Origin of the sequence: Butyricicoccus sp. OF10-2 (genome assembly GCF_003481925.1) — a bacterium.
Lineage (GTDB): Bacteria > Bacillota > Clostridia > Oscillospirales > Butyricicoccaceae > Agathobaculum > Agathobaculum butyriciproducens.
In genome coordinates this window covers 1-18,678 of sequence record NZ_QUMC01000040.1, presented here as the reverse complement: position 1 = coordinate 18,678, position 18,678 = coordinate 1, and the positions used below count along the sequence as shown (strand labels likewise).

The following is an 18,678-nucleotide window of genomic DNA, read 5'->3' as shown; positions in this document are numbered from 1 at the left end:
AAAGAGGAAGGAAAACCGCAGGTTGTCCTTCCTTTTTGCCCCCGCCGCGGGCGCGGCAACGCTCCCGCCGTCCGCAGACGGCGAATCCCCCGCTGAGGTTCAGCAGAAAACTCTCTGCCCCGGCAGGGCGAACCCGCCTACGGCAGTTCGTGTTCCCCAGTCATCCGGTGCAGGAAAAAGGAGCCGTCTGGACGGCTCCCATCTCCCCGGGCAAGCAGTAAAATTCCCTCTTGACATTCCGCAATCACCGACTACAATATTACTTAGGAAACGAAGTAATTAGGCGAGGTGATTTTATGGATACCGGGCGGCTTATCAACAAGCTATCCAACTGCCTGCGCCGCCGGTCGGCGGAAACGCAAAAGCGCATTCACATCAGCGGCACCAAAGGTCAGATCCTCAACTATATTTTAATAGAAAGCCAAAAGCGACCGCTTGTACAGCGCGACGTCGAGCAGGAATTCGGCCTGCGGCCTTCCACCGCAACCGAAATGCTGCAGGCCCTGCAGGCTGCCGATCTCATCCGCCGCGAACCCGATCCTGCGGACGCACGGCGCAAGTGCATTGTCTGCACTGAAAAAGCCGAAGCCTTCCGTCCCGCCTGCCTGCAGGAGATTACGGAGACCGAAGCCATGCTGCTCCGCGGCATCTCGCCCGAGGAGCGGGACACATTTATGCGGATCGGGCTGAAAATGCTTTCAAATTTTGAAAGAACCGATTAACCATTACCGCAGAGCGGGCTGCCCTGCCGCTTCGATGGAAACAATCGTTAAATTTCCAAAGTAAGGAACGTGAACAATTTGGATAATGATACTCTCCTCGGCAAAGCGCCGATACCTCGTGCAGTAGCCGCAATGGCGATTCCGAGCGTCATCAGCAGCCTTGTCACCGTGGTGTACAACATGGCAGACACCTTTTTCGTCGGACAGACCGGCGATGCCCTGCAGGTAGCCGCCGTCAGCCTGACCAACCCGATCTTCATCCTGCTGATGGCGTTCGCCAACATGTTCGGCATGGGCGGCAGTGCGATGATCTCGGTCGCGCTCGGCGAGAACAATCACCAAAGCGTGAAGAAAATCTCCTCGTTCATCTCATGGGCGAGCTTGGTCGTCGGCGCAGCGTTTGCCGCCGTACTGCTGTGCTTCACCGCGCCCATCCTGCACCTGTTCGGCGCGGACGCAAGCACATTTGAGTTTGCCCGCGGCTACACGGTTTACATCGCGTTCGGCGCACCGTTCGTCATCTGGTCGGCGGCAGCCAGCTTCGTTGTGCGCGCGGAAGGCGCGAGCAAGGAGGCCATGATCGGCAGCATGATCGGCACGATTGCGAACATCGTACTCGACCCGGTTTTCGTCTCCGGTCTGGGACAGGGCGCGGCAGGCGCAGCCATTGCAACCACCATCGGCAATATGCTTGCGGCGCTGTACTACCTGTGGTATTTTCTCAAAAAGTCGCGGCGGTTTTCGCTTGCGCCGAAGGACGCGCTCTGCGGCACGCACATTGCCGTGCGCGTGTGCTCTGCCGGCTTCCCGACCGCCATTTTCTCCGCGCTGATGTGTGTTTCAACCATTGTGCTCAACCTGATTCTGGTCGCCTACGGCAACGCGCCCGTTGCGGCGATCGGCATCGTGTTCAAAGCGAATATGTTCATCACCTTCCTGCAAATGGGCCTTGCAAACGGTGTACAGCCGATTTTCGGTTACAGCTACGGTGCGGGTGATATCAAGCGTTTTGCCGATACCGAGCGTTTTACCAAGCTGTGCTGCTTTGTTGTCGGATTGGCGGCAACCGCGCTCTATTTCTTCCTGCGCAAGCCGATCATCGGCCTGTTCGTGGACGACAGCGGCGTTATTACATACGGCGTGCAGATGCTGATCGCCTACATGCTGTCCGGCCCGTTCATCGGTTTTCTGTTCGTCAATATGAACTGCATGCAGTCGGTCGGACGCGCCCTTCCTGCTACCGTGCTGTCCGTGCTCCGACAGGGTCTGCTGCTCATTCCCCTGCTGTATCTGCTGAATACGGTTTTCGGTCTGAATGGCGCAGTTCTCGGACAATCCATCACGGATTATGTCACTATTGCGCTGTCGTGCGTGGTTTGGAGAAGGATTCGGCGTGGATTGGAACAGCGTACCTAATAGAAAACCATACAACAAAAGAGGTCTGCAATGCAGACCTCTTTTCAGTCTATCAAAAAAGTATTATTTTAATTTTTACGCTTCGTGCGGCAGCACGCATAAAATAGAATTTGCGAAGCAAATTCATAAAAAGTCGGGGCGTGTACCTGACTTTTTATACAAGGGAAGAAAAAATGTGCCCGTCAGGGCGCGGTTTTTCTTCAGTATTCGCTCGAAAGCGTGGTTTCGAGCGAGAGGCTGCTCGGAAAACGATAGTTTTTCGACAGCCTCAAAAAGAGGTCTGCCCCGCAGACCTCTTTTCCTATTTACTTCGCCAGCATAAAATGTGCCAGCACGGCGATACCGAGGATAATCCGATACCAGCCGAACACCTTGAAATCGTGCTTCTTGACAAAGCTCATCAGGAAACGGATGATGAGCAGCGAGGACACGAACGCGGTGATTGTACCGATACCGAGGATCATCAGCTCGGTGGATGTAAACGCAAAGCCGAACTTGAGAATCTTGAGCAGGCTTGCGCCGAACATGACCGGAATGGCCAGAAAGAACGTAAACTCCGCAGCCACGGTACGCGACACGCCGAGCAGCAGTGCGCCGACGATGGTCGCACCGGAGCGCGAGGTGCCAGGGAACACAGCCGCGATCAGCTGAAACATGCCGATCATAAACACGGTCGGGTAAGTAAGCTCCGTGAGTGCGTTGATGCGCGCCGGCTTGCCCTTGTGCGCGTTCTCCACCAGAATGAATGCTGCGCCGAACACGATCAGCGCGATGGAAACCGTCTGGTAATTGTAGAACAGTTCTTCAAACAGGTCGTTCCACTTGAGACCGACGATCGCCGCCGGAACACAAGCTACCAGAATTTTGATCCACAGCTTGACGGTATCCATATTCAGCACGATAGATGCGCCGCCGTGACGGCCCTTTCGCCGTTCAAACGGGAAAATCTGTCCCCAGAACAGGACAACAACCGCGAGTATCGCACCGAGCTGAATAACCACCTCGAACATGCTGTAAAACGCTTCCGACACGTCCAGCTTTACAAACTCATTGAGCAGAATCATGTGTCCGGTACTGCTGATCGGCAGCCACTCGGTGATGCCCTCTACAATGCCAAACAGAAATGCTTTGAGCAATTCTATCACAGGGTTTTCCTCCTTATTTTCTTATGTTATTTTTATACCTTACCACAACTTATGCCATCCCGCAAGCAAACAAGCGGAAATGTCATAAAAAAGTTATCCTTTGCAGCGGGCTGACTTGCCATTCCGAGTGTACCGTGGTATATTATAAATGTATAGTTATGATTGACAGAAAGGTGTTTTCATGGAATATATCACCCACTCACCCGAGGAGACCGAAGCACTCGGCGCAGAATACGCCAAAAGCCTCAAGGCAGGCGACGTTGTTGCGTTCTCCGGCGACCTCGGTGCCGGCAAGACCGCATTCACGCGCGGCGTGCTGCACGGACTCGGCTACGAGGGCCGCGTCACTAGCCCGACCTTTGCCATTGCAAACGAATACGAAACGCCGACAGTCAAGGTCGCGCACTTCGACCTGTACCGCATTCTCGACAGCGAAGCACTGTTCGAGATCGGCTTTGACGAATATCTCGACGGCAGCCGCATTGTGCTCATCGAATGGAGCGAGAACGCCGCGGACGTTCTGCCGGAAACCTACAAAACCGTCCACATTGCCTACGGCGATGCGGACAACGACCGCCGCATTACGATTGGAGAAGTGACTGTATGAAAATTCTTGCACTGGAATCCTCGGCGGTCAGCGCGTCTGTCGCGCTCACCGAGGACGAAAAACTGGTGGCGCAGTCCTTCCAGAACTGCGGCCTGACGCACTCGCGCACGCTGCTGCCGATGGTGGAAAACCTGCTGGCAAACTGCGGCGTATCGCTCGCTGACGTGGACGCGATCGCTGTCGCGCACGGCCCCGGCTCGTTTACCGGTGTGCGCATCGGTGTGGCCACAGTCAAGGGTCTGGCGCTCGGCGCAGACAAGCCGTGCCTCGGTGTCTCCACGCTCGAGGCAATGGCATGGGGCGCCCGCGCACTCGGCGGCGACCTGTGCTGCGTGATGGATGCGCGTGCGGGTCAGGTTTACAACGCGCTTTTCACCGTAGAGGACGGCAGGGTACACCGTCTGTGCGACGACCGTGCGATCAAGCTGACCGAGCTTGCCGAAGAAATCGGAGAAGCGCCGTATTTTCTGGTTGGAGATGGCGCGGATCTGTGTTATAATACTATCAAAGAGAACTGCACCGGTCTGCGGCTCGCACCCGTCGAGCTGCGGTTTGCGACCGGATTTGGTGTTGCCGCCGCCGCACTCCCCCTGTTCCGCGAGGGCAAAGCCTGCTCCCCCCAGGAGCTGGACGCCTTCTATCTGCGTCGTCCGCAGGCAGAGCGCGAGCGCATGGCGCGTCTGGCACAGACCAAACAGCAGACAACACCGCACAATTAAGCTGCGGCGTTTTGCGGAAATTTTGCATCCTGACTTCGTTCCGATTTCACGGTAATACACAAAGTATTACTGCAAAACCGCGCCTTGTCAGTGCGCAAAACCTACTCGCAAATCGCTCTTGTTCAATTATGCGATATTGCCTGAAGCAAAAAAGTTTTAGGATAAAGGAGATTTTTATTATGGCAACCGTACATGAAATGGACCACCCGCTTATCAAGCACAAGCTGGCGCTGATGCGCGACAAGACCACCGGCGTTAAGGAGTTCCGCGAGGCTGCTGCTGAGATTGCAATGCTGATGTGCTACGAGGCTACCCGCGATCTGCCGCTCAAGGAGATCACCATCGAGACTCCGGTCGCTGAGGCGCGCGTACAGGTTATTTCCGGCAAGAAGATTGCGCTCGTGCCGATCCTGCGTGCAGGTCTGGGCATGGTTGAGGGCATTCTGGAGATGATTCCGGCAGCTAAGGTCGGCCACATCGGTCTGTACCGCAACCCGGAAACCCTGCAGCCGATCGAGTATTACTGCAAGCTGCCGAACGACATCGAGGATCGCGACGTACTGCTGCTCGACCCGATGCTGGCTACCGGCGGTTCCGCTATCGCTGCCATCGACGGCCTCAAGCGCCGCGGCGTAAAGCACATCAAGCTGATGAACCTCATCGGCGCACCGGAAGGCGTTGCCGCTGTTCAGAAGGCTCATCCGGACGTTGAGATCTTCGTTGCCGGCATTGACGAGAAGCTGAACGACCACGGCTACATCGTTCCGGGTCTGGGTGACGCCGGCGACCGTATCTTCGGCACCAAGTAAGCAATATACCGCTGAATTTTCGGTATCTGCAGTACAATTTCACACCGACCGTCCCTGCAAAGGAGGGTGAACCGTATGACATTTGATGGTATCCGGCGTTTATCCCCGTATTGGAGCCTTGCCCTTTGCTACGGCGTCGTGACGGCGGTCGGGCTGATCCCCGGTCTGCTGTATGGCAATGAATTTGCCTACTGGCTGCTCGGCTTCTGGCTGATCCTGCCGGTTTCGGCGCTGCTGTGTACGTTCCGGGCGGCATACCGCGCCCTGCCGCGATATGGTCTGATGCCCGTGCTCGTCGGCCTGTGGGCGATTGTTCTGCCGCTTGCCACGTTCCGCTCGACTGAGATGCAAAGCCTGTTTTACGGGCTTGTTCCCTCGCTGGTCGGCTTAACGCTGGGCGTACTGGTGCGTAAATTTGTATTCTGGTATCGAAACAGATAGAGACACTTTTAAGGACACTTTTGCGGTGCGGCTTATAGCAATCCGAATAGATAATGCGACAAAAGTAGCGCATACAGCGCGTGAATAGCAAGGAGATTTTACGCAGCTATGCTGACGCATAGCAAGTGAAAGCGACGCTGCTATGCGCGTGCTGTATGCGCGCACTTGTTGCAGTATTTGTTTGGATTGCTATAAAAGCCGCACCGTTTTGTTGGGAGAAAATTGAACCTATGCAATTTTACGAACTAAACTCCAGCCGCATGGACTACCGCGAGCTGAGTGCGGACGACCTCGACCTGCTGACGCCGCTCCTGCGCAGCGAGGAGACCATGCAGACGCTCGGCGGCGCACTCTCCTACGAGCAGACATTGGACTGGCTGGTGGATACGCTGCGCCGCTATCAGACCGAAGGCTGCGGCTGGCTGCTCGCACTTGATAAGCCGACCGGCGTTCCCGCGGCTCTGTGCGGCCTGACTTACGAGCAGGTCGGCGCGGAACGCGTGCTGACCGCGAACTGCATCGTCCGGCATGAGCTGCGCGGCATCGGCGTCGGCCGCGAGTGCATCGCCGCATGCCTGCTGTATGCGTTTGAGTCCATGCACGCCGACGAGGTCAGCGCCTTCGTGCAGAAGGATGATCTCGCGGGACTGCATACTGCCGTTGCCTGCCGTATGCAGCCGACCGAAAAGGTCAGCCATATCGCTTTCGGCAAGACCGCACCGTGTGTACGGTGTGTGGTCCGGAATCCGCACCTCGCGGAGAAGGCAAAATCAGAAAATGAACTGTCGGAAGATGAAAAGAGCACCGAAACGTAAGTTTCGGTGCTTTTTTATTGCCATTTTTGCGTCAATCGCGTTGTTTATAAATCAGTGCAGACGGTTTATACGGTAAAATCCGTCAATAAGTGAAATTCGCAGATGCCGTCCGTAGCAACGTGCAAACGCCTTATTTCGAAGCGGTCGCCGGTCTCCGGTCTGCGCCAGATTAGGAATAAAGGAAACGTGATTCACAAGGGTGGCAACCTTGGCGTCTATCCTTGTGCGCCCGGCGTCAGCGCAGATTCCGCTCGCTTCGCAAGCGACCAGTCTCACCGATACTGCTCCGCCCAGACAGCCTCATTCGCCTCCAGCGACTTCGGTACATCCAACACCCGCTGGTTCGCGCTGCCGCGAAACCGCAGCTCGATGTTCTTCTCCTCCATGAGAAACGGCCCGTCTACCAGTAAATCCAGTTGCCCGAGCAGCTTTTTCACAAACGGATCGCTCAGCTCTAACAGCTGCTCAAACGTATAGCCCGAGTACGCCATCAGGTGCTTGCCCTTGCGCTTCAGCTCCACCGCAAGATAATACAGCGGCTCCGCCTTACAAAACGGCTCGCCACCCGAGAACGTCACACCCTTGATGAACGGATTGCGGCACATATCCTTCAGCAGCGTGTCCAGCTCAATATCCTGCCCGCCCTCAAAGTCGTGCGTCTGCGGATTGTGGCAGCCCGGACAGCCATGCGGACAGCCCTGCACAAACAGCGTATAGCGGAAGCCGGGGCCGTCCACAATGGACTCCCCGACTGTACCTGCAATGCGAATTTTACCTTCCATCAGGCGGTGTGCTCCTGACGCATGGAGCAGCAGCTCGGAACGCTGTGCTTTACGCGGTCGTGCTCCTCCGCGCGCTTGCCGTTGTTGAAGCGGTCGAGCGTACCTACCAGATAACCCGTAATGCGGCGGATACGTTCAAAGCCTACACCTTCACCAATCATCGGCTCCTGTGCAGCAATATTCTTAGTTTCCATGATAGCATTCTCCCTTTCCTGTCACTTTTTGACGATTTTCAATGTATTCGGCTGACGGTCGGCTTCTTCGGCAGGATCGCCGTGATAGCCGATCGTGGTGCTGTTGTAATTTTTATACAGTCCCAACTTCTGCAGCTTGGACAGCGGAACGCCTTCGCCCTCGCGGCGGCCGCAGCGCGGACATACTTCACCGATAATGCCGGTATAGCCGCAGATCGGATCGCGGTCGATCGGGTGGTTGATCGCGCCGTAGCCGATGCCGGCTTCCTTCATCGCGCGAACGACAGCCTCAAACGCTTCGAGGTTCTGCGTCGGGTCGCCGTCCAGCTCAATGTAGCTGATGTGGCCGCCGTTGGTCAGCTCGTGATACGGCGCCTCGCGGGTGATCTTCTCAAATGCCGAAATCGGATAGTAAACCGGCACATGGAAGGAGTTGGTGTAGTAATCGCGGTCGGTAACGCCGGGAATCGTACCGTATTTCTCACGGTCGATCTTGACAAATCGGCCGGACAGACCCTCTGCCGGGGTAGCGATCAGCGAGAAGTTGAGGTGGTATTTCTCGGTTGCCTCGTCCATGCGCTGACGCATGTGACCCACGATCTCAAGACCGAGGTTCTGCGCCTCGTCGCTCTCGCCGTGGTGTACGCCGATGAGCGCCTTGAGGCACTCCGCCAGACCGATAAAGCCGAGCGTCAGTGTGCCGTGCTTAAGCACCTCGCCAACCTCGTCATCCGGACCCAGCTTTTCGGAATCCAGCCATACGCCCTCACCCATCAGGAACGGGTAGTTGCGCACGCGCTTGCCGCACTGGATGCGGAAACGGTCGAGCAGCTGGTCGATTACGAGGTCGATCTTGCGGTCAAGATCCTCGAAGAACCAGTCCAGATCGCCGTGGCTGCGGATTGCAATGCGCGGCAGGTTGACCGACGTGAACGACAGGTTGCCGCGACCGTAGGTGATCTCACGGGTCGGATCGCACACATTGGACATAACACGCGTGCGGCAGCCCATGTAGCCGACCTCGGTCTCCGGATGACCCGGCTTGTAATACTGCAGGTTAAACGGCGCATCGATGAACGAGAAATTCGGGAACATGCGCTTCGCGGAAACGCGGCACGCCAGCTTGAACAGGTCGTAGTTCGGGTCGCCCTCGTTGTAGTTGACGCCCTCCTTGACCTTGAAAATGTGGATCGGGAAAATCGGGGTCTCACCGTTGCCCAGACCGGCCTCGGTCGCGAGCAGCAGCTGCTCCATGACCAGACGGCCCTCCGGAGAGGTATCCGTGCCGTAGTTGAGCGACGAGAACGGAATCTGTGCACCTGCACGCGAGTGCATAGTGTTCAGATTGTGAACCAGCGCTTCCATCGCCTGATAGGTGCCCTTGCGGGTCTCCTTATCCGCGTACTTGCGGGCAAACTTCATGCACTTTGCAACCGTCTTTTCGTCAAGCGTCTCGGAAAGTGCCTTAGCCATCGCTTCGTCGTAGCCGTTGCCGCCTGCCAGACAAGCCCACTTGCCGGTCTCCTGCTCAACACGCTCGGTCAGCGCACGCGCATCGACCTCGTTGTTGTCGTCCTCACCGAACACCTCAAGGGCCTTGGCGAGATTGTCGCGGAACAGCTTGCGGAAGGTCTTGCGCACACCCGGCGCCATCGAGTAATCGAAGTTCGGCACGCTCTGACCGCCGTGCTGGTCATTCTGATTAGACTGGATAGCAATGCATGCCAGCGCAGAGTACGAACGGATGTCGTTCGGCTCACGCAGGAAGCCGTGACCGGTGGAAAAACCGTCGCGGAACAGCTTCAGCAGGTCAATCTGACAGCAGGTGGTGGTCAGCGTCAGAAAATCCAGATCGTGGATATGGATATCGCCCTCGCGGTGCGCCTTAGCATGCGCCGGATCGAGGATAAACATCTCATAGAACTGCTTGGCGCCCTCGGAGCCGTACTTGAGCATGGTGCCCATCGCGGTATCACCGTCGATATTGGCGTTCTCGCGCTTGACGTCGTTCTCGAGCGAGGACTTGAACGTCAGATCCTCGTACACCTTCATCAGACGGGTGTTCATCTCACGCACGCGGGTGCGCTCGTTGCGGTACAGGATGTACTTCTTGGCCGTGCGGGCATGTCCGCTTTCGATCAGAACCTTCTCAACAGTGTCCTGCACCTGTTCAACGGTGGGAGTTTCGGTTCCAGCAGTCTCCTCCAGCGTTTTTTCGACCTGCTCTGCCAGCTCCTGCGCCATATCGTGATCCTGGCCGCCGGAGGCCTGTGCTGCGCCGAAAATTGCATTTGTGATCTTGTCGATCTCAAAGGGAGCCATGCGCCCGTCCCGCTTGACGATCTGCTGAATCATAAAGAAAAATCCCTCTCTCATACAAAAACCGCCTAACGGCGATTTCTTGATTATTTACTAAATTATGTAGTGGTGCATTCAATATCGCACAACATCTTGTGTCTGCTTATCTCTTGCTTATATATTCTACCGCCGAAACACCGCCCTGTCAAGGCGCTAAATTCTTTTTGGCACATTTGCAAGAAAAGCACTATTTTTATTGGAGCATTCTCTAAACTTTTCCTCTTGACTCGAAAAATTTATCAGAAAAGCGCGACAAATTCCACAAAGTTTCTCCTTTATTTTCTCCGTGGTAATTTCTCCCGCAAAAAAGCAGATACACTATATATGGTATCCGTTCTATTCCCCATCGCAAGACGAAAAAAGAACCCCGGAACAGGATTCCGAGGTTCTTTGGTTTCGATCAGAAAATGATCTTATGCCTTGCCGTTGCAGCCCAGAACATTGATCAGCTTGTGGGTAACCATGTCCTTGACAGCCTGACGAGCCGGCTTCAGGTACTGGCGCGGGTCGAAGTGATCCGGATGCTCAGCGAAGTGCTCGCGGATAGAAGCGGTGATAGCCAGACGAATATCGGAGTCGATATTGATCTTGCAGACGGACAGCTGTGCAGCGTGACGCAGCTCTTCCTCCGGAATGCCGATTGCATCCGGCATCTTGCCGCCGAACTTGTTGATCTTGTCAACAAACTCACGCGGTACGGAAGAGGAACCGTGCAGTACGATCGGGAAGCCCGGCAGACGCTTGGAAACTTCCTCGAGTACGTCGAAACGCAGCGGAGGCGGAACCAGAATGCCCTGCTCGTTGCGGGTGCACTGATCCGGGGTGAACTTGTAAGCGCCGTGAGAGGTGCCGATTGCGATAGCCAGAGAGTCACAGCCGGTGCGGGTTACGAACTCCTCAACCTCTTCCGGATGGGTGTAGGAGGAATCCTCAGCGGAAACCTTTACGTCGTCCTCTACGCCAGCCAGGGTGCCGAGCTCAGCCTCGACAACAACGCCGTGAGCGTGAGCGTACTCTACAACCTTCTTGGTCTCCTCAACGTTCTCGTCGAACGGACGGGAGGAGCAGTCGATCATAACGGAGGAGAAACCGCCGTCGATGCAGGACTTGCAGGTCTCGAAGTCCGGGCCGTGGTCCAGATGCAGAGCGATCGGAATGTCCGGGCACTCCTTAACAGCAGCCTCTACCATCTTAACGAGGTAGGTGTGGTTTGCGTAAGCGCGTGCGCCCTTGGATACCTGCAGGACTACCGGAGCGTGCTGCTCCTGGCAAGCCTCGGTGATACCCTGAACGATCTCCATGTTGTTCACGTTGAAAGCGCCAACAGCGTAGCCGCCGTCGTAAGCCTTCTTGAACATCTCAGTAGTAGTAACTAAAGGCATGGGAATACTTCCTTTCTGATAAAAACTGAATCTTAAAAATTCTGCTTTTATTCTATCAGTTAAGCATGCTAAAATCAAGTCCATATCCAAAAAATCCTGTCATTTTTTCGTCGAATTCCTGCGGCAACTTTGCCAAAATTGCCAAACCTGCCGAAAACGCAGGATTTTCATTGATTTTTTTCATATTATATGATACTCTTTATGAGTAAGAAAATGCATGGCACAGCTCTGCGTTTTAATTTGCTTAGGAGGTTTTATCAATGAGTGAACTGAAAGGCGCTTGCGTCATCGGTCAGTCGGGCGGCCCGACTTCCGTAATCAACTCTTCTGTTCTGGGTGCGCTGGAGGCAGCACTGGACAATCCGTCCATCACCCGCGTATTCGGCATGGCACACGGCATCAAGGGCCTGCTGAACGACGACCTGTATGATATCGACAAGGAAGACCGCGACGAGCTGGCTCTTCTGCGCTACACCCCGTCCTCTGCACTGGGCTCCTGCCGCTACAAGCTGGCTGATCCGGATGTTGACGACACCGATTACAAGCGCATCCTCGAGATCTTCAAGAAGTACGACATCCGTTACTTCTTCTACAACGGCGGCAACGACTCCATGGATACCTGCAACAAGGTTTCCAAGTATATGATGAAGTCCGGCTACGAGTGCCGCGTAATGGGCATTCCGAAGACCATCGACAACGACCTGTTCGGCACCGACCACTGCCCGGGCTTTGCTTCCGCTGCCAAGTATATCGCTACTTCCTGCATGGAGATCTATCAGGACGCTCGCGTATACGACACCGGCATGGTCTGCGTCGTAGAGATCATGGGCCGTCACGCTGGCTGGCTGGCAGGTGCTGCCGGTCTGGCTACCGCTATGGGCGCAGGTCCGGATCTGGTTTACCTGCCGGAGACCGACTTCGATATGAAGAAGTTCCTGGCTGACGTAAAGCGCATCTATGACGAGAAGGGCAACTGCCTGGTAGCTGTTTCCGAGGGTATCCACTACGCTGACGGCTCCTTCGTATCCGAGGCTAAGACCTCTGCTACCGACGGCTTCGGCCATGCACAGCTGGGCGGTCTGGCTTCCATGCTGGCTGACACCGTTAAGAACGAGCTGGGCTGCAAGGTTCGCGGCATCGAGCTGAGCCTGCTGCAGCGCTGCGCTGCTCACTGCGCTTCCAAGACCGACGTTGACGAGTCCTATATGTCCGGCAAGGCTGCTGTTGAGAACGCAGTTGCAGGCAAGACCGACTACATGCCGGGCTTCAAGTGCACCCGTGACGAGAACGGCTACAAGTGCGAGATCGAGCTGCTGCCGCTCTCCGAGGTTGCTAACACCGAGAAGAAGGTTCCGCGTGAGTGGATCAACGAGGAAGGCAACGGCGTAACGCAGGAGTTCGTTGACTACGCTCTGCCGCTCATCAACGGCGAGAACGTTGGCCCGAAGGTATCCGGTCTGCCGCGCTTCGCTAACCTGAAGAAGATCAAGGCTGAGGCTTAATCTTTTCGGTTTAACTGAACAGAGCGTGCCTTGCGGTGCGTAATCAAAACGGGTAGAGCCGCAAGGCTCTGCCCGTTTGCTTTTAAGAGGAATTTCCTGTATGAATCTTTTTAAATCCAAGAAAAATCTGCTGCTGCTCGTATCTTCGGTCATCGTCTGGCTGGGCACCTGCCTGCTCGCCATGCACTGGAACACTGTGTATGACGGTGCCATCGGCGGCTTCCCGACCTATCTGTGGGTGTTCGCGCCGGTTGCGCTCATCTTCAACATTTTTATGAACAGCAGACCCAGTAATCCCGACGGCAGGGACCACAGCCGCTGGGCGCAGGCGCTGCTCGTCTTTCTGGTAGCGCTGATGCTGTTTATTGCCCTGCTGTCCGGCATGAACCCGCTGTATGAGATCAGCTTCTGGTGGATTGCGGCGCTGATCGTGCTGTCCTTCATCGGCCTGCTGATCGGCAAGTGCATGAACCACCCTCTGCAGGAGGCTTCGCTGCGGCAGTCCGCCTATACCATCTTCCTGCTGTACCTGTCCTACGCCATCGCGCAGCTCGGCATGATCGCCGTGCTGCATCCGGTGTCCGTTGACGAAATCATCCGCACCGGAGAAGCGGCTGGCGGTGCAAGCGGCGAATATGTCGGTCGGCTGACCAGCGATACCGCAGAGCACCCCCTCGGCGTGTATTTCTTCACTAGCGCGGATAAATCGCAGTGGTACTACTACGATGTGCTGACCGGCGAAGCCGCTGCCGATTATCACAGTTCCTACGAACCCGCTTAACAAATCGAGGTGCTCTTATGCTTGAAATCATCAAGGACCCGACCTTTGCCGAGCGCAATATTCCGCTCGGCATCCTCGAAGTCACCTATCCCGACCGCTCCGCATGGGATATAACGAAATTTTACGACCTTGTTCACGCAGAACTGGATGCCCTGCGCGAAAAGTATGCCGACTACGACCGCAAGGCTGTTTTCGGTGAAAATCCGTATTTTCGCTTCTTCAAGAAGTTCAAGAAAACCTATCCGGTCATGCAGCAGTTCGAGTCGGTAATGTTCAAGGGACGTCCGTTCCCGGAGGAGGACCCGGTGATGGGTGTTCCCTTCCTGCTGGAGCTGACCACGTTCGTACTCTCCGGCACACATGATATCGACCGCATGGACGGTCCGCTGACCATCTTCACGCCGAGCGAAAAGCTGCCGTTCCTGGGTATGCGCGCCGCAAGCACGCATACCTACCCGAAGGACATCTGCGGACGCGATAGCTCGGGTATCATTTTCAGCATGATCGCCGGTGCGGACGACCGAACCTGCATCCATCCGGACAGCCGCCATGTGTTCCATCCTGTATTCGGCACGCCGGATACCGATAAGGCGGTTATCGAGAACGCACTCCGGCGGCTCGAGTTCTTCGTGAAGGTTCTGGCGCCGAATGCGGTCGCAGAAAGCACAATTCTGTAACGAATTTACACTCAGGTTTTCTGTTTTCGTAGGGCGGGGTGCCCTCAGAATAGTTTAACCCTTAACTGCAAAACAAAAAAGCTCTCTGAACAAAGTTCAGAGAGCTTTTCTTATCTGTGCTTACTTTTTCAGCGTTTTTGCAAAGCTGTCCTTAAGGGTAACAATGCGGTTGAATCTGCCGCTCTCGCGGTCCTTGCAGTAATAGCCCATACGGACAAACTGGAAGCGCTCGCCTTCCTTGGCATCAGCCAGCGACGGTTCGAGCTTGCAGCCGGTCAGCTTCTTGAGCGAATCCGGATTGAGATAATCCAGATAATCCGTGCCCTCCGGTACGTCATTAACGTTCTCGAGGGTGAACAGATTATCGTACAGATACAGGTCCGCATCGATGGCGTGCTCGGCAGATACCCAGTGAATGGTGCCCTTGACCTTGCGGCCGTCCACCGGCATGCCGTTGCGGGTCTCGAGATCAGCCGTGCAGCGGATTTCCACGATCTCGCCGTTGTCGTCCTTGACGATCTCATTGCACTTGACAATATACGCGCCCATCAGTCGAACCTCGCCGTCCGGCTTGAGGCGCTGGAACTTCGGAGGCGGCACCTCAGCGAAGTCGCTCTTTTCGATATACAGCTCACGGGTGAACGGAACCTTGCGGCTGCCTGCTTCCTCATTGCGCGGATTGTTCGGCACTTCGAACTCCTCGCACTGACCCTCCGGATAGTTGGTGATAACCAGCTTGACCGGCTCGGTGACTGCCATGCGGCGCAGCGCGGTCTCGTTCAGCTCCTCGCGGATGCAGTGCTCGAGCAGCTTGATGTCAACCAGCGAGTTGGCCTTTGCGATGCCGGCGCGCTGTACAAAATCGAGGATGGCGCTCGGCGTGTAGCCGCGGCGGCGCAGCGCACACAGCGTAGGCATACGCGGATCGTCCCAGCCCTCAACGTGCTTTTCAAATACCAGCTGGCGCAGGTAACGCTTGGACATAACGGTGTGCGTTACGTTCAGGCGGGCAAACTCGCGCTGCTTGGGATGATGCGGCAGCGGGCAGTTGTCAACCACCCACTCGTACAGCGGACGGTGGTTCTCAAACTCAATCGAGCACATGGAGTGCGTGATGCCCTCAAGTGCGTCCTGAATCGGGTGTGCAAAGTCGTACAGCGGATAGATACACCACTTATCGCCCTGACGGTGATGATGTGCACGCACGATGCGGTAAATCGCCGGGTCGCGCAGGTTCATGTTCGGACTTGCCATGTCGATCTTGGCACGCAGCGTCTTAGAGCCGTCGGCAAACTTGCCGTCGCGCATGTCCTGGAACAGCTGGAGGTTCTCCTCAACCGAACGGTCGCGGTACGGACTCGGCTTGCCCGGCTCGGTCAGAGAGCCGCGGTACTGGCGCATTTCCTCCTGCGTCAGATCGTCAACATACGCCTTGCCGTCCTTGATCAGCTGTACCGCGCAGTTAAAGCAGGTTTCAAAGTAGTCCGAGCCGTAGTACACACCGCCGCTCGGCTCCTCGCCGGTCAGCCACTTGATGTCCTCCCAGATGGAGTCTACATACTCGGTATCCTCCTTGACCGGGTTGGTGTCGTCATAGCGCAGATTGAACAGGCCGTTGTATTTTTTCGCGATAGACCAGTTGATGAAGATCGCCTTTGCCGAGCCGATATGCAGATAACCGTTCGGCTCCGGCGGAAAGCGGGTGTGGATGCGCTCGGAAAGACCGTTTTTAATATCCTCGTCGATGATTTCTGTGAGGAAGTTGTTTACATTCTCTAACATTTATTATTCTCCCTTGGAATTGAGAATTGAAAATGGAAAATTGAAAATTGCGGTATCGCGCTGCGCGCGATGATTTAATTCCGCCCTTTGGGCGGCTCCTTCATTCTCCATTATCCATTTTACATTTTCCATTATTCAGAGCGCATCTGCGCACTTAGACAGGCGTTCCAGAACCTTATCCTTACCCAGAATACCCATTACGGTCTGGAGGTCCGGTGCGTTCTGGCGGCCCGCCACTGCTACGCGGACAACCATGGACACATCACCGACGGCGCCCTTATAGGCGGACGGGTCAGCCTTATACGCCTTGGTATCGGCGGCGTAGCCGTGTGCAGAAGCGATCTGCTTCATCTTGTCGAAGAAGCCGTCCGGCGTATCGTTCTCGTCGAACATGCCTGCAAAATCGCTCAGAATCGCCTTGGCGTCCTCGGCGGAAACGCGCTCCGGCATGGTGTAATCCGGCTGGAACAGCTCGTCGAACATGAAGTCCATGTAGCCCTTGGCATCCGACCACAGCGCGAGGTCCTTGCGCGGCTTTTTGCCGCCGCGGCCGATGGCGAGGTACGCCTTGGAGAACGCCGGGTCGCGGGTCAGCAGTGCGTTAAATTCCTTGTCGTTAACAGCAGACCACTCGGCAACGTAATCGTATACCTGCTCTGCCGTCATGCGCGAAATAACGTTCTTGGAAACGTCGCGCAGCTTTTCGATGTCAAACAGCGCACCCGAGCCACTCATCTTCTTGGTGGTAAACTGGAAATCGTTCATCGGCAGGTCCGGATTTGCGCGGCGCCACTCCTCGAAGTTGGAGTTGAGGAGCGTCATCAGGTACTCGAGAACCGCCGGTACCGGATAGCCCTCCTGCGCGTAGAACGTCAGAGCCAGTTCCGGGTCCTTGCGCTTGGACAGCTTGCGCTTGCCGCCGGTCTCCGGGTCGATCTTCATCAGCTGGGCGGTGTGTGCGTACTTGGGCGCCTTCCAGCCCATCGCGCGGAACAGCTGCAGGTGTACCGGCAGCGTTGCCAGCCACTCCTCGCCGCGGACAACGACGGTCGTGCCCATCAGATGGTCGTCCACAACGTGCGCAAAGTGGTAGGTCGGGATGCCGTCGGACTTGAGGATAACCACGTCCTGATCGTTCTCGGTGACTTCCATCTTGCCCTTGACGAGATCCTCGTGGCGGATCTTGTGCTCAATGCTGCCCTCCGAGCGGAAACGGACAACATACGGCGTGCCCTTGGCAAGCTCTGCCTCGATGTCCTCCATCGGACGGTCGCGCCATACGGCGTACTTGCCGTAGTAGCCGAAGTTCTCCTTGTTCTTCTCCTGCTGCTCGTGTGCGGCGGAGAGCTCCTCCTCGGTGCAGAAGCACGGGTACGCCATGCCGCGCTGCACGAGGGACTTGACGAAGGTCTGGTAGATCTCGGCACGCTGGCTCTGGCGGTACGGACCGTAGATGCCGGTCTCACCGTCAGTCGTTGCACCCTCGTCGAACGGCAGGCCGAACGACTTGAACGCGTCGATGATCATCTGCACGCCGCCCTCTACCTCACGCTTGCGGTCGGTGTCCTCAATACGCAGATAAAATACACCCTTGGACTGGTGCGCCAGACGCTCATCCACCAGTGCACCGTACAGGTTGCCGAGGTGCATGAAGCCGGTCGGGCTCGGGCCCATACGGGTTACCTTTGCGCCCTCGGGCAGCTCGCGCTTGGGATAGCGAGCCTCCATCTCCTCCGGCGTGGTATTGATATGCGGAAACAGCAGTTCCGCCAAACGGTTGTAATCCATTTATTTCTCACTCCAACTCGTTAGACTGCGCGGAGACACGGTTTGTGCGCTCCACGAGTGTTTTTCCCATAATAGTATTATTTTAGCACAATGCAGCCTTGTACGCAAGATATAAAGCCAGTTTTAATCGCTTGTTTTGCCGCTTGCGAAGCGAACGGAAATTGCGCTGACGCCGCGCGGGCGCACAAGAGGACAGACACCTGCGGTTTCCGCCCTCTTGTGAATCTCCCCTTTCCCTTAGATGGCCTGGCGCAGATTGCCGACATGTGACCGCTGCGAAACAAGGGAACGGCAGAGGATTTTTTCTTCCGTGTTTTTCTCAACCTATTCGCAGTGTCAGATACATTACTGCTACACATGTGATTTCATCTAAGCAGGCGCGGCATAGCAGTGCCGCACAATTCGCTAGCGCGTTGTAATAGACAGCACCTACGAAGATAAATTGTACCAAACGCTTAATTCGTAGGTGCCGTGCGTTACAACGTGCCAAGGATTCGCGCGACACGGGCATGTCGCGCCTGCGTAGAGTAAACCGTATGTGTAGCAGTACGCTGTCTGTGAACTGCGAATATTTTGCGAAACAAACGCAAGAGTAACCCGACTGCCGTTCCCCTTTTTCGGAGCGGTCACATGTCGGCAATCTGCGCCAGACTAAGAAATAAGGGAAAGGTAGGAGTTCAAAGAGGAAGGGAAACCGCAGGTGTCCCTTCCTTTTTGCCCCGCGGCGGGCGCCGCAACGTCCCCGCCGTCCGCAGACG

At 55.9% G+C, this 18,678-nt stretch carries 17 protein-coding genes and 1 pseudogene; 10 read left to right on the top strand and 8 right to left on the bottom strand.

What is annotated here, in order from left to right:
• Window positions 1-296 precede the first annotated feature (296 nt).
• Both DXB00_RS15035 and DXB00_RS15030 read left to right on the top strand, forming a co-directional pair.
• Window positions 297-722 carry a MarR family winged helix-turn-helix transcriptional regulator gene (locus DXB00_RS15035; protein WP_118729569.1) on the top strand — a complete coding sequence of 142 codons (426 nt, stop codon included), beginning with the start codon at window positions 297-299 and terminating at the stop codon, window positions 720-722.
• A gap of 78 nt (window positions 723-800) precedes the next feature.
• A complete protein-coding gene (locus DXB00_RS15030) occupies window positions 801-2,138 on the top strand; it encodes an MATE family efflux transporter (protein WP_243022682.1) in 1,338 nt (445 codons plus the stop codon).
• Window positions 2,139-2,443: 305 nt separating this feature from the next.
• Here DXB00_RS15030 and DXB00_RS15025 read toward each other — a convergent pair whose 3' ends face one another.
• Window positions 2,444-3,283 carry an undecaprenyl-diphosphate phosphatase gene (locus DXB00_RS15025; protein WP_119215131.1) on the bottom strand — a complete coding sequence of 280 codons (840 nt, stop codon included), beginning with the start codon at window positions 3,281-3,283 and terminating at the stop codon, window positions 2,444-2,446.
• Window positions 3,284-3,464: 181 nt separating this feature from the next.
• On the opposite strand from DXB00_RS15025, the gene tsaE reads away from it, so the two are divergent.
• The 5 genes from tsaE to DXB00_RS15000 all read left to right on the top strand — a co-directional run bounded on the left by tsaE (window position 3,465) and on the right by DXB00_RS15000 (window position 6,674).
• Complete coding sequence (gene tsaE / locus DXB00_RS15020; protein ID WP_118753369.1) at window positions 3,465-3,890, top strand: tRNA (adenosine(37)-N6)-threonylcarbamoyltransferase complex ATPase subunit type 1 TsaE; 426 nt, start codon at window positions 3,465-3,467, stop codon at window positions 3,888-3,890.
• A complete protein-coding gene (gene tsaB, locus DXB00_RS15015) occupies window positions 3,887-4,609 on the top strand; it encodes a tRNA (adenosine(37)-N6)-threonylcarbamoyltransferase complex dimerization subunit type 1 TsaB (RefSeq protein WP_119215130.1) in 723 nt (240 codons plus the stop codon). The genes tsaE and tsaB overlap by 4 nt, the downstream gene beginning before the upstream one ends.
• 179 nt (window positions 4,610-4,788) lie before the next feature.
• Window positions 4,789-5,418 (top strand): uracil phosphoribosyltransferase, encoded by a 630-nt coding sequence (gene upp / locus DXB00_RS15010; protein ID WP_110437083.1) that lies wholly within the window; start codon window positions 4,789-4,791, stop codon window positions 5,416-5,418.
• 75 nt (window positions 5,419-5,493) lie between these two features.
• Window positions 5,494-5,859 (top strand): hypothetical protein, encoded by a 366-nt coding sequence (locus DXB00_RS15005; protein WP_117487887.1) that lies wholly within the window; start codon window positions 5,494-5,496, stop codon window positions 5,857-5,859.
• 230 nt (window positions 5,860-6,089) lie between these two features.
• Window positions 6,090-6,674 carry a GNAT family N-acetyltransferase gene (locus tag DXB00_RS15000; protein ID WP_158581335.1) on the top strand — a complete coding sequence of 195 codons (585 nt, stop codon included), beginning with the start codon at window positions 6,090-6,092 and terminating at the stop codon, window positions 6,672-6,674.
• A 272-nt stretch (window positions 6,675-6,946) separates the two neighbouring features.
• On the opposite strand, the gene nrdG is transcribed toward DXB00_RS15000, so the two are convergent.
• The 5 genes and pseudogenes from nrdG to DXB00_RS17825 all read right to left on the bottom strand — a co-directional run bounded on the left by nrdG (window position 6,947) and on the right by DXB00_RS17825 (window position 11,574).
• The gene (gene nrdG, locus DXB00_RS14995) at window positions 6,947-7,456 is read right to left on the bottom strand and encodes an anaerobic ribonucleoside-triphosphate reductase activating protein (RefSeq protein ID WP_118647091.1); all 510 of its coding nucleotides are present in this window, start codon (window positions 7,454-7,456) and stop codon (window positions 6,947-6,949) included.
• A pseudogene (nrdD, locus tag DXB00_RS14990) lies at window positions 7,456-7,596 on the bottom strand (anaerobic ribonucleoside-triphosphate reductase); the annotation flags it as partial. The gene nrdG and the pseudogene nrdD, both read right to left, overlap by 1 nt.
• Window positions 7,597-7,671: 75 nt before the next feature.
• Window positions 7,672-10,005: an anaerobic ribonucleoside triphosphate reductase gene (locus DXB00_RS14985; protein WP_118729619.1), complete on the bottom strand. Its 2,334-nt coding sequence runs from the start codon at window positions 10,003-10,005 to the stop codon at window positions 7,672-7,674.
• Window positions 10,006-10,421: 416 nt separating this feature from the next.
• Complete coding sequence (gene fba, locus DXB00_RS14980; RefSeq protein ID WP_118479436.1) at window positions 10,422-11,390, bottom strand: class II fructose-1,6-bisphosphate aldolase; 969 nt, start codon at window positions 11,388-11,390, stop codon at window positions 10,422-10,424.
• A 55-nt stretch (window positions 11,391-11,445) separates the two neighbouring features.
• Window positions 11,446-11,574: a hypothetical protein gene (locus tag DXB00_RS17825; RefSeq protein WP_270478407.1), complete on the bottom strand. Its 129-nt coding sequence runs from the start codon at window positions 11,572-11,574 to the stop codon at window positions 11,446-11,448.
• Between the two features lie 76 nt (window positions 11,575-11,650).
• Between DXB00_RS17825 and DXB00_RS14975 the strand changes: the two genes are divergently transcribed.
• The 3 genes from DXB00_RS14975 (at window position 11,651) to DXB00_RS14965 (ending at window position 14,350) form a co-directional block, all read left to right on the top strand.
• Window positions 11,651-12,892: a 6-phosphofructokinase gene (locus DXB00_RS14975; RefSeq protein WP_116705116.1), complete on the top strand. Its 1,242-nt coding sequence runs from the start codon at window positions 11,651-11,653 to the stop codon at window positions 12,890-12,892.
• A 100-nt stretch (window positions 12,893-12,992) separates the two neighbouring features.
• Entirely contained in the window at window positions 12,993-13,673 is a 681-nt protein-coding gene (locus tag DXB00_RS14970) for a hypothetical protein (protein WP_118729563.1), read from the top strand.
• A gap of 17 nt (window positions 13,674-13,690) precedes the next feature.
• A complete protein-coding gene (locus DXB00_RS14965) occupies window positions 13,691-14,350 on the top strand; it encodes a hypothetical protein (RefSeq protein WP_118729562.1) in 660 nt (219 codons plus the stop codon).
• A gap of 120 nt (window positions 14,351-14,470) precedes the next feature.
• Here the strand turns inward: DXB00_RS14965 and DXB00_RS14960 are convergent, their stop codons facing one another.
• The gene (locus DXB00_RS14960; protein ID WP_118729561.1) at window positions 14,471-16,132 is read right to left on the bottom strand and encodes a glutamine--tRNA ligase/YqeY domain fusion protein; all 1,662 of its coding nucleotides are present in this window, start codon (window positions 16,130-16,132) and stop codon (window positions 14,471-14,473) included.
• A 135-nt stretch (window positions 16,133-16,267) separates the two neighbouring features.
• Window positions 16,268-17,920 (bottom strand): glutamate--tRNA ligase, encoded by a 1,653-nt coding sequence (gltX, locus tag DXB00_RS14955; RefSeq protein ID WP_118564281.1) that lies wholly within the window; start codon window positions 17,918-17,920, stop codon window positions 16,268-16,270.
• Between the last annotated feature and the right edge of the window lie 758 nt (window positions 17,921-18,678).

What these genes read in the sequence shown, in the direction of transcription:
- DXB00_RS15035 (WP_118729569.1), top strand. Translation starts at nt 297, where the DNA reads ATGGATACCGGGCGGCTTATCAACAAGCTATCCAACTGCCTGCGCCGC.
- tsaE (WP_118753369.1), top strand. Translation starts at nt 3,465, where the DNA reads ATGGAATATATCACCCACTCACCCGAGGAGACCGAAGCACTCGGCGCA.
- tsaB (WP_119215130.1), top strand. Translation starts at nt 3,887, where the DNA reads ATGAAAATTCTTGCACTGGAATCCTCGGCGGTCAGCGCGTCTGTCGCG.
- upp (WP_110437083.1), top strand. Translation starts at nt 4,789, where the DNA reads ATGGCAACCGTACATGAAATGGACCACCCGCTTATCAAGCACAAGCTG.
- DXB00_RS15005 (WP_117487887.1), top strand. Translation starts at nt 5,494, where the DNA reads ATGACATTTGATGGTATCCGGCGTTTATCCCCGTATTGGAGCCTTGCC.
- DXB00_RS15000 (WP_158581335.1), top strand. Translation starts at nt 6,090, where the DNA reads ATGCAATTTTACGAACTAAACTCCAGCCGCATGGACTACCGCGAGCTG.
- nrdG (WP_118647091.1), bottom strand. Translation starts at nt 7,456, where the DNA reads ATGGAAGGTAAAATTCGCATTGCAGGTACAGTCGGGGAGTCCATTGTG.
- DXB00_RS14985 (WP_118729619.1), bottom strand. Translation starts at nt 10,005, where the DNA reads ATGATTCAGCAGATCGTCAAGCGGGACGGGCGCATGGCTCCCTTTGAG.
- fba (WP_118479436.1), bottom strand. Translation starts at nt 11,390, where the DNA reads ATGCCTTTAGTTACTACTACTGAGATGTTCAAGAAGGCTTACGACGGC.
- DXB00_RS17825 (WP_270478407.1), bottom strand. Translation starts at nt 11,574, where the DNA reads ATGAAAAAAATCAATGAAAATCCTGCGTTTTCGGCAGGTTTGGCAATT.
- DXB00_RS14975 (WP_116705116.1), top strand. Translation starts at nt 11,651, where the DNA reads ATGAGTGAACTGAAAGGCGCTTGCGTCATCGGTCAGTCGGGCGGCCCG.
- DXB00_RS14970 (WP_118729563.1), top strand. Translation starts at nt 12,993, where the DNA reads ATGAATCTTTTTAAATCCAAGAAAAATCTGCTGCTGCTCGTATCTTCG.
- DXB00_RS14965 (WP_118729562.1), top strand. Translation starts at nt 13,691, where the DNA reads ATGCTTGAAATCATCAAGGACCCGACCTTTGCCGAGCGCAATATTCCG.
- DXB00_RS14960 (WP_118729561.1), bottom strand. Translation starts at nt 16,132, where the DNA reads ATGTTAGAGAATGTAAACAACTTCCTCACAGAAATCATCGACGAGGAT.
- gltX (WP_118564281.1), bottom strand. Translation starts at nt 17,920, where the DNA reads ATGGATTACAACCGTTTGGCGGAACTGCTGTTTCCGCATATCAATACC.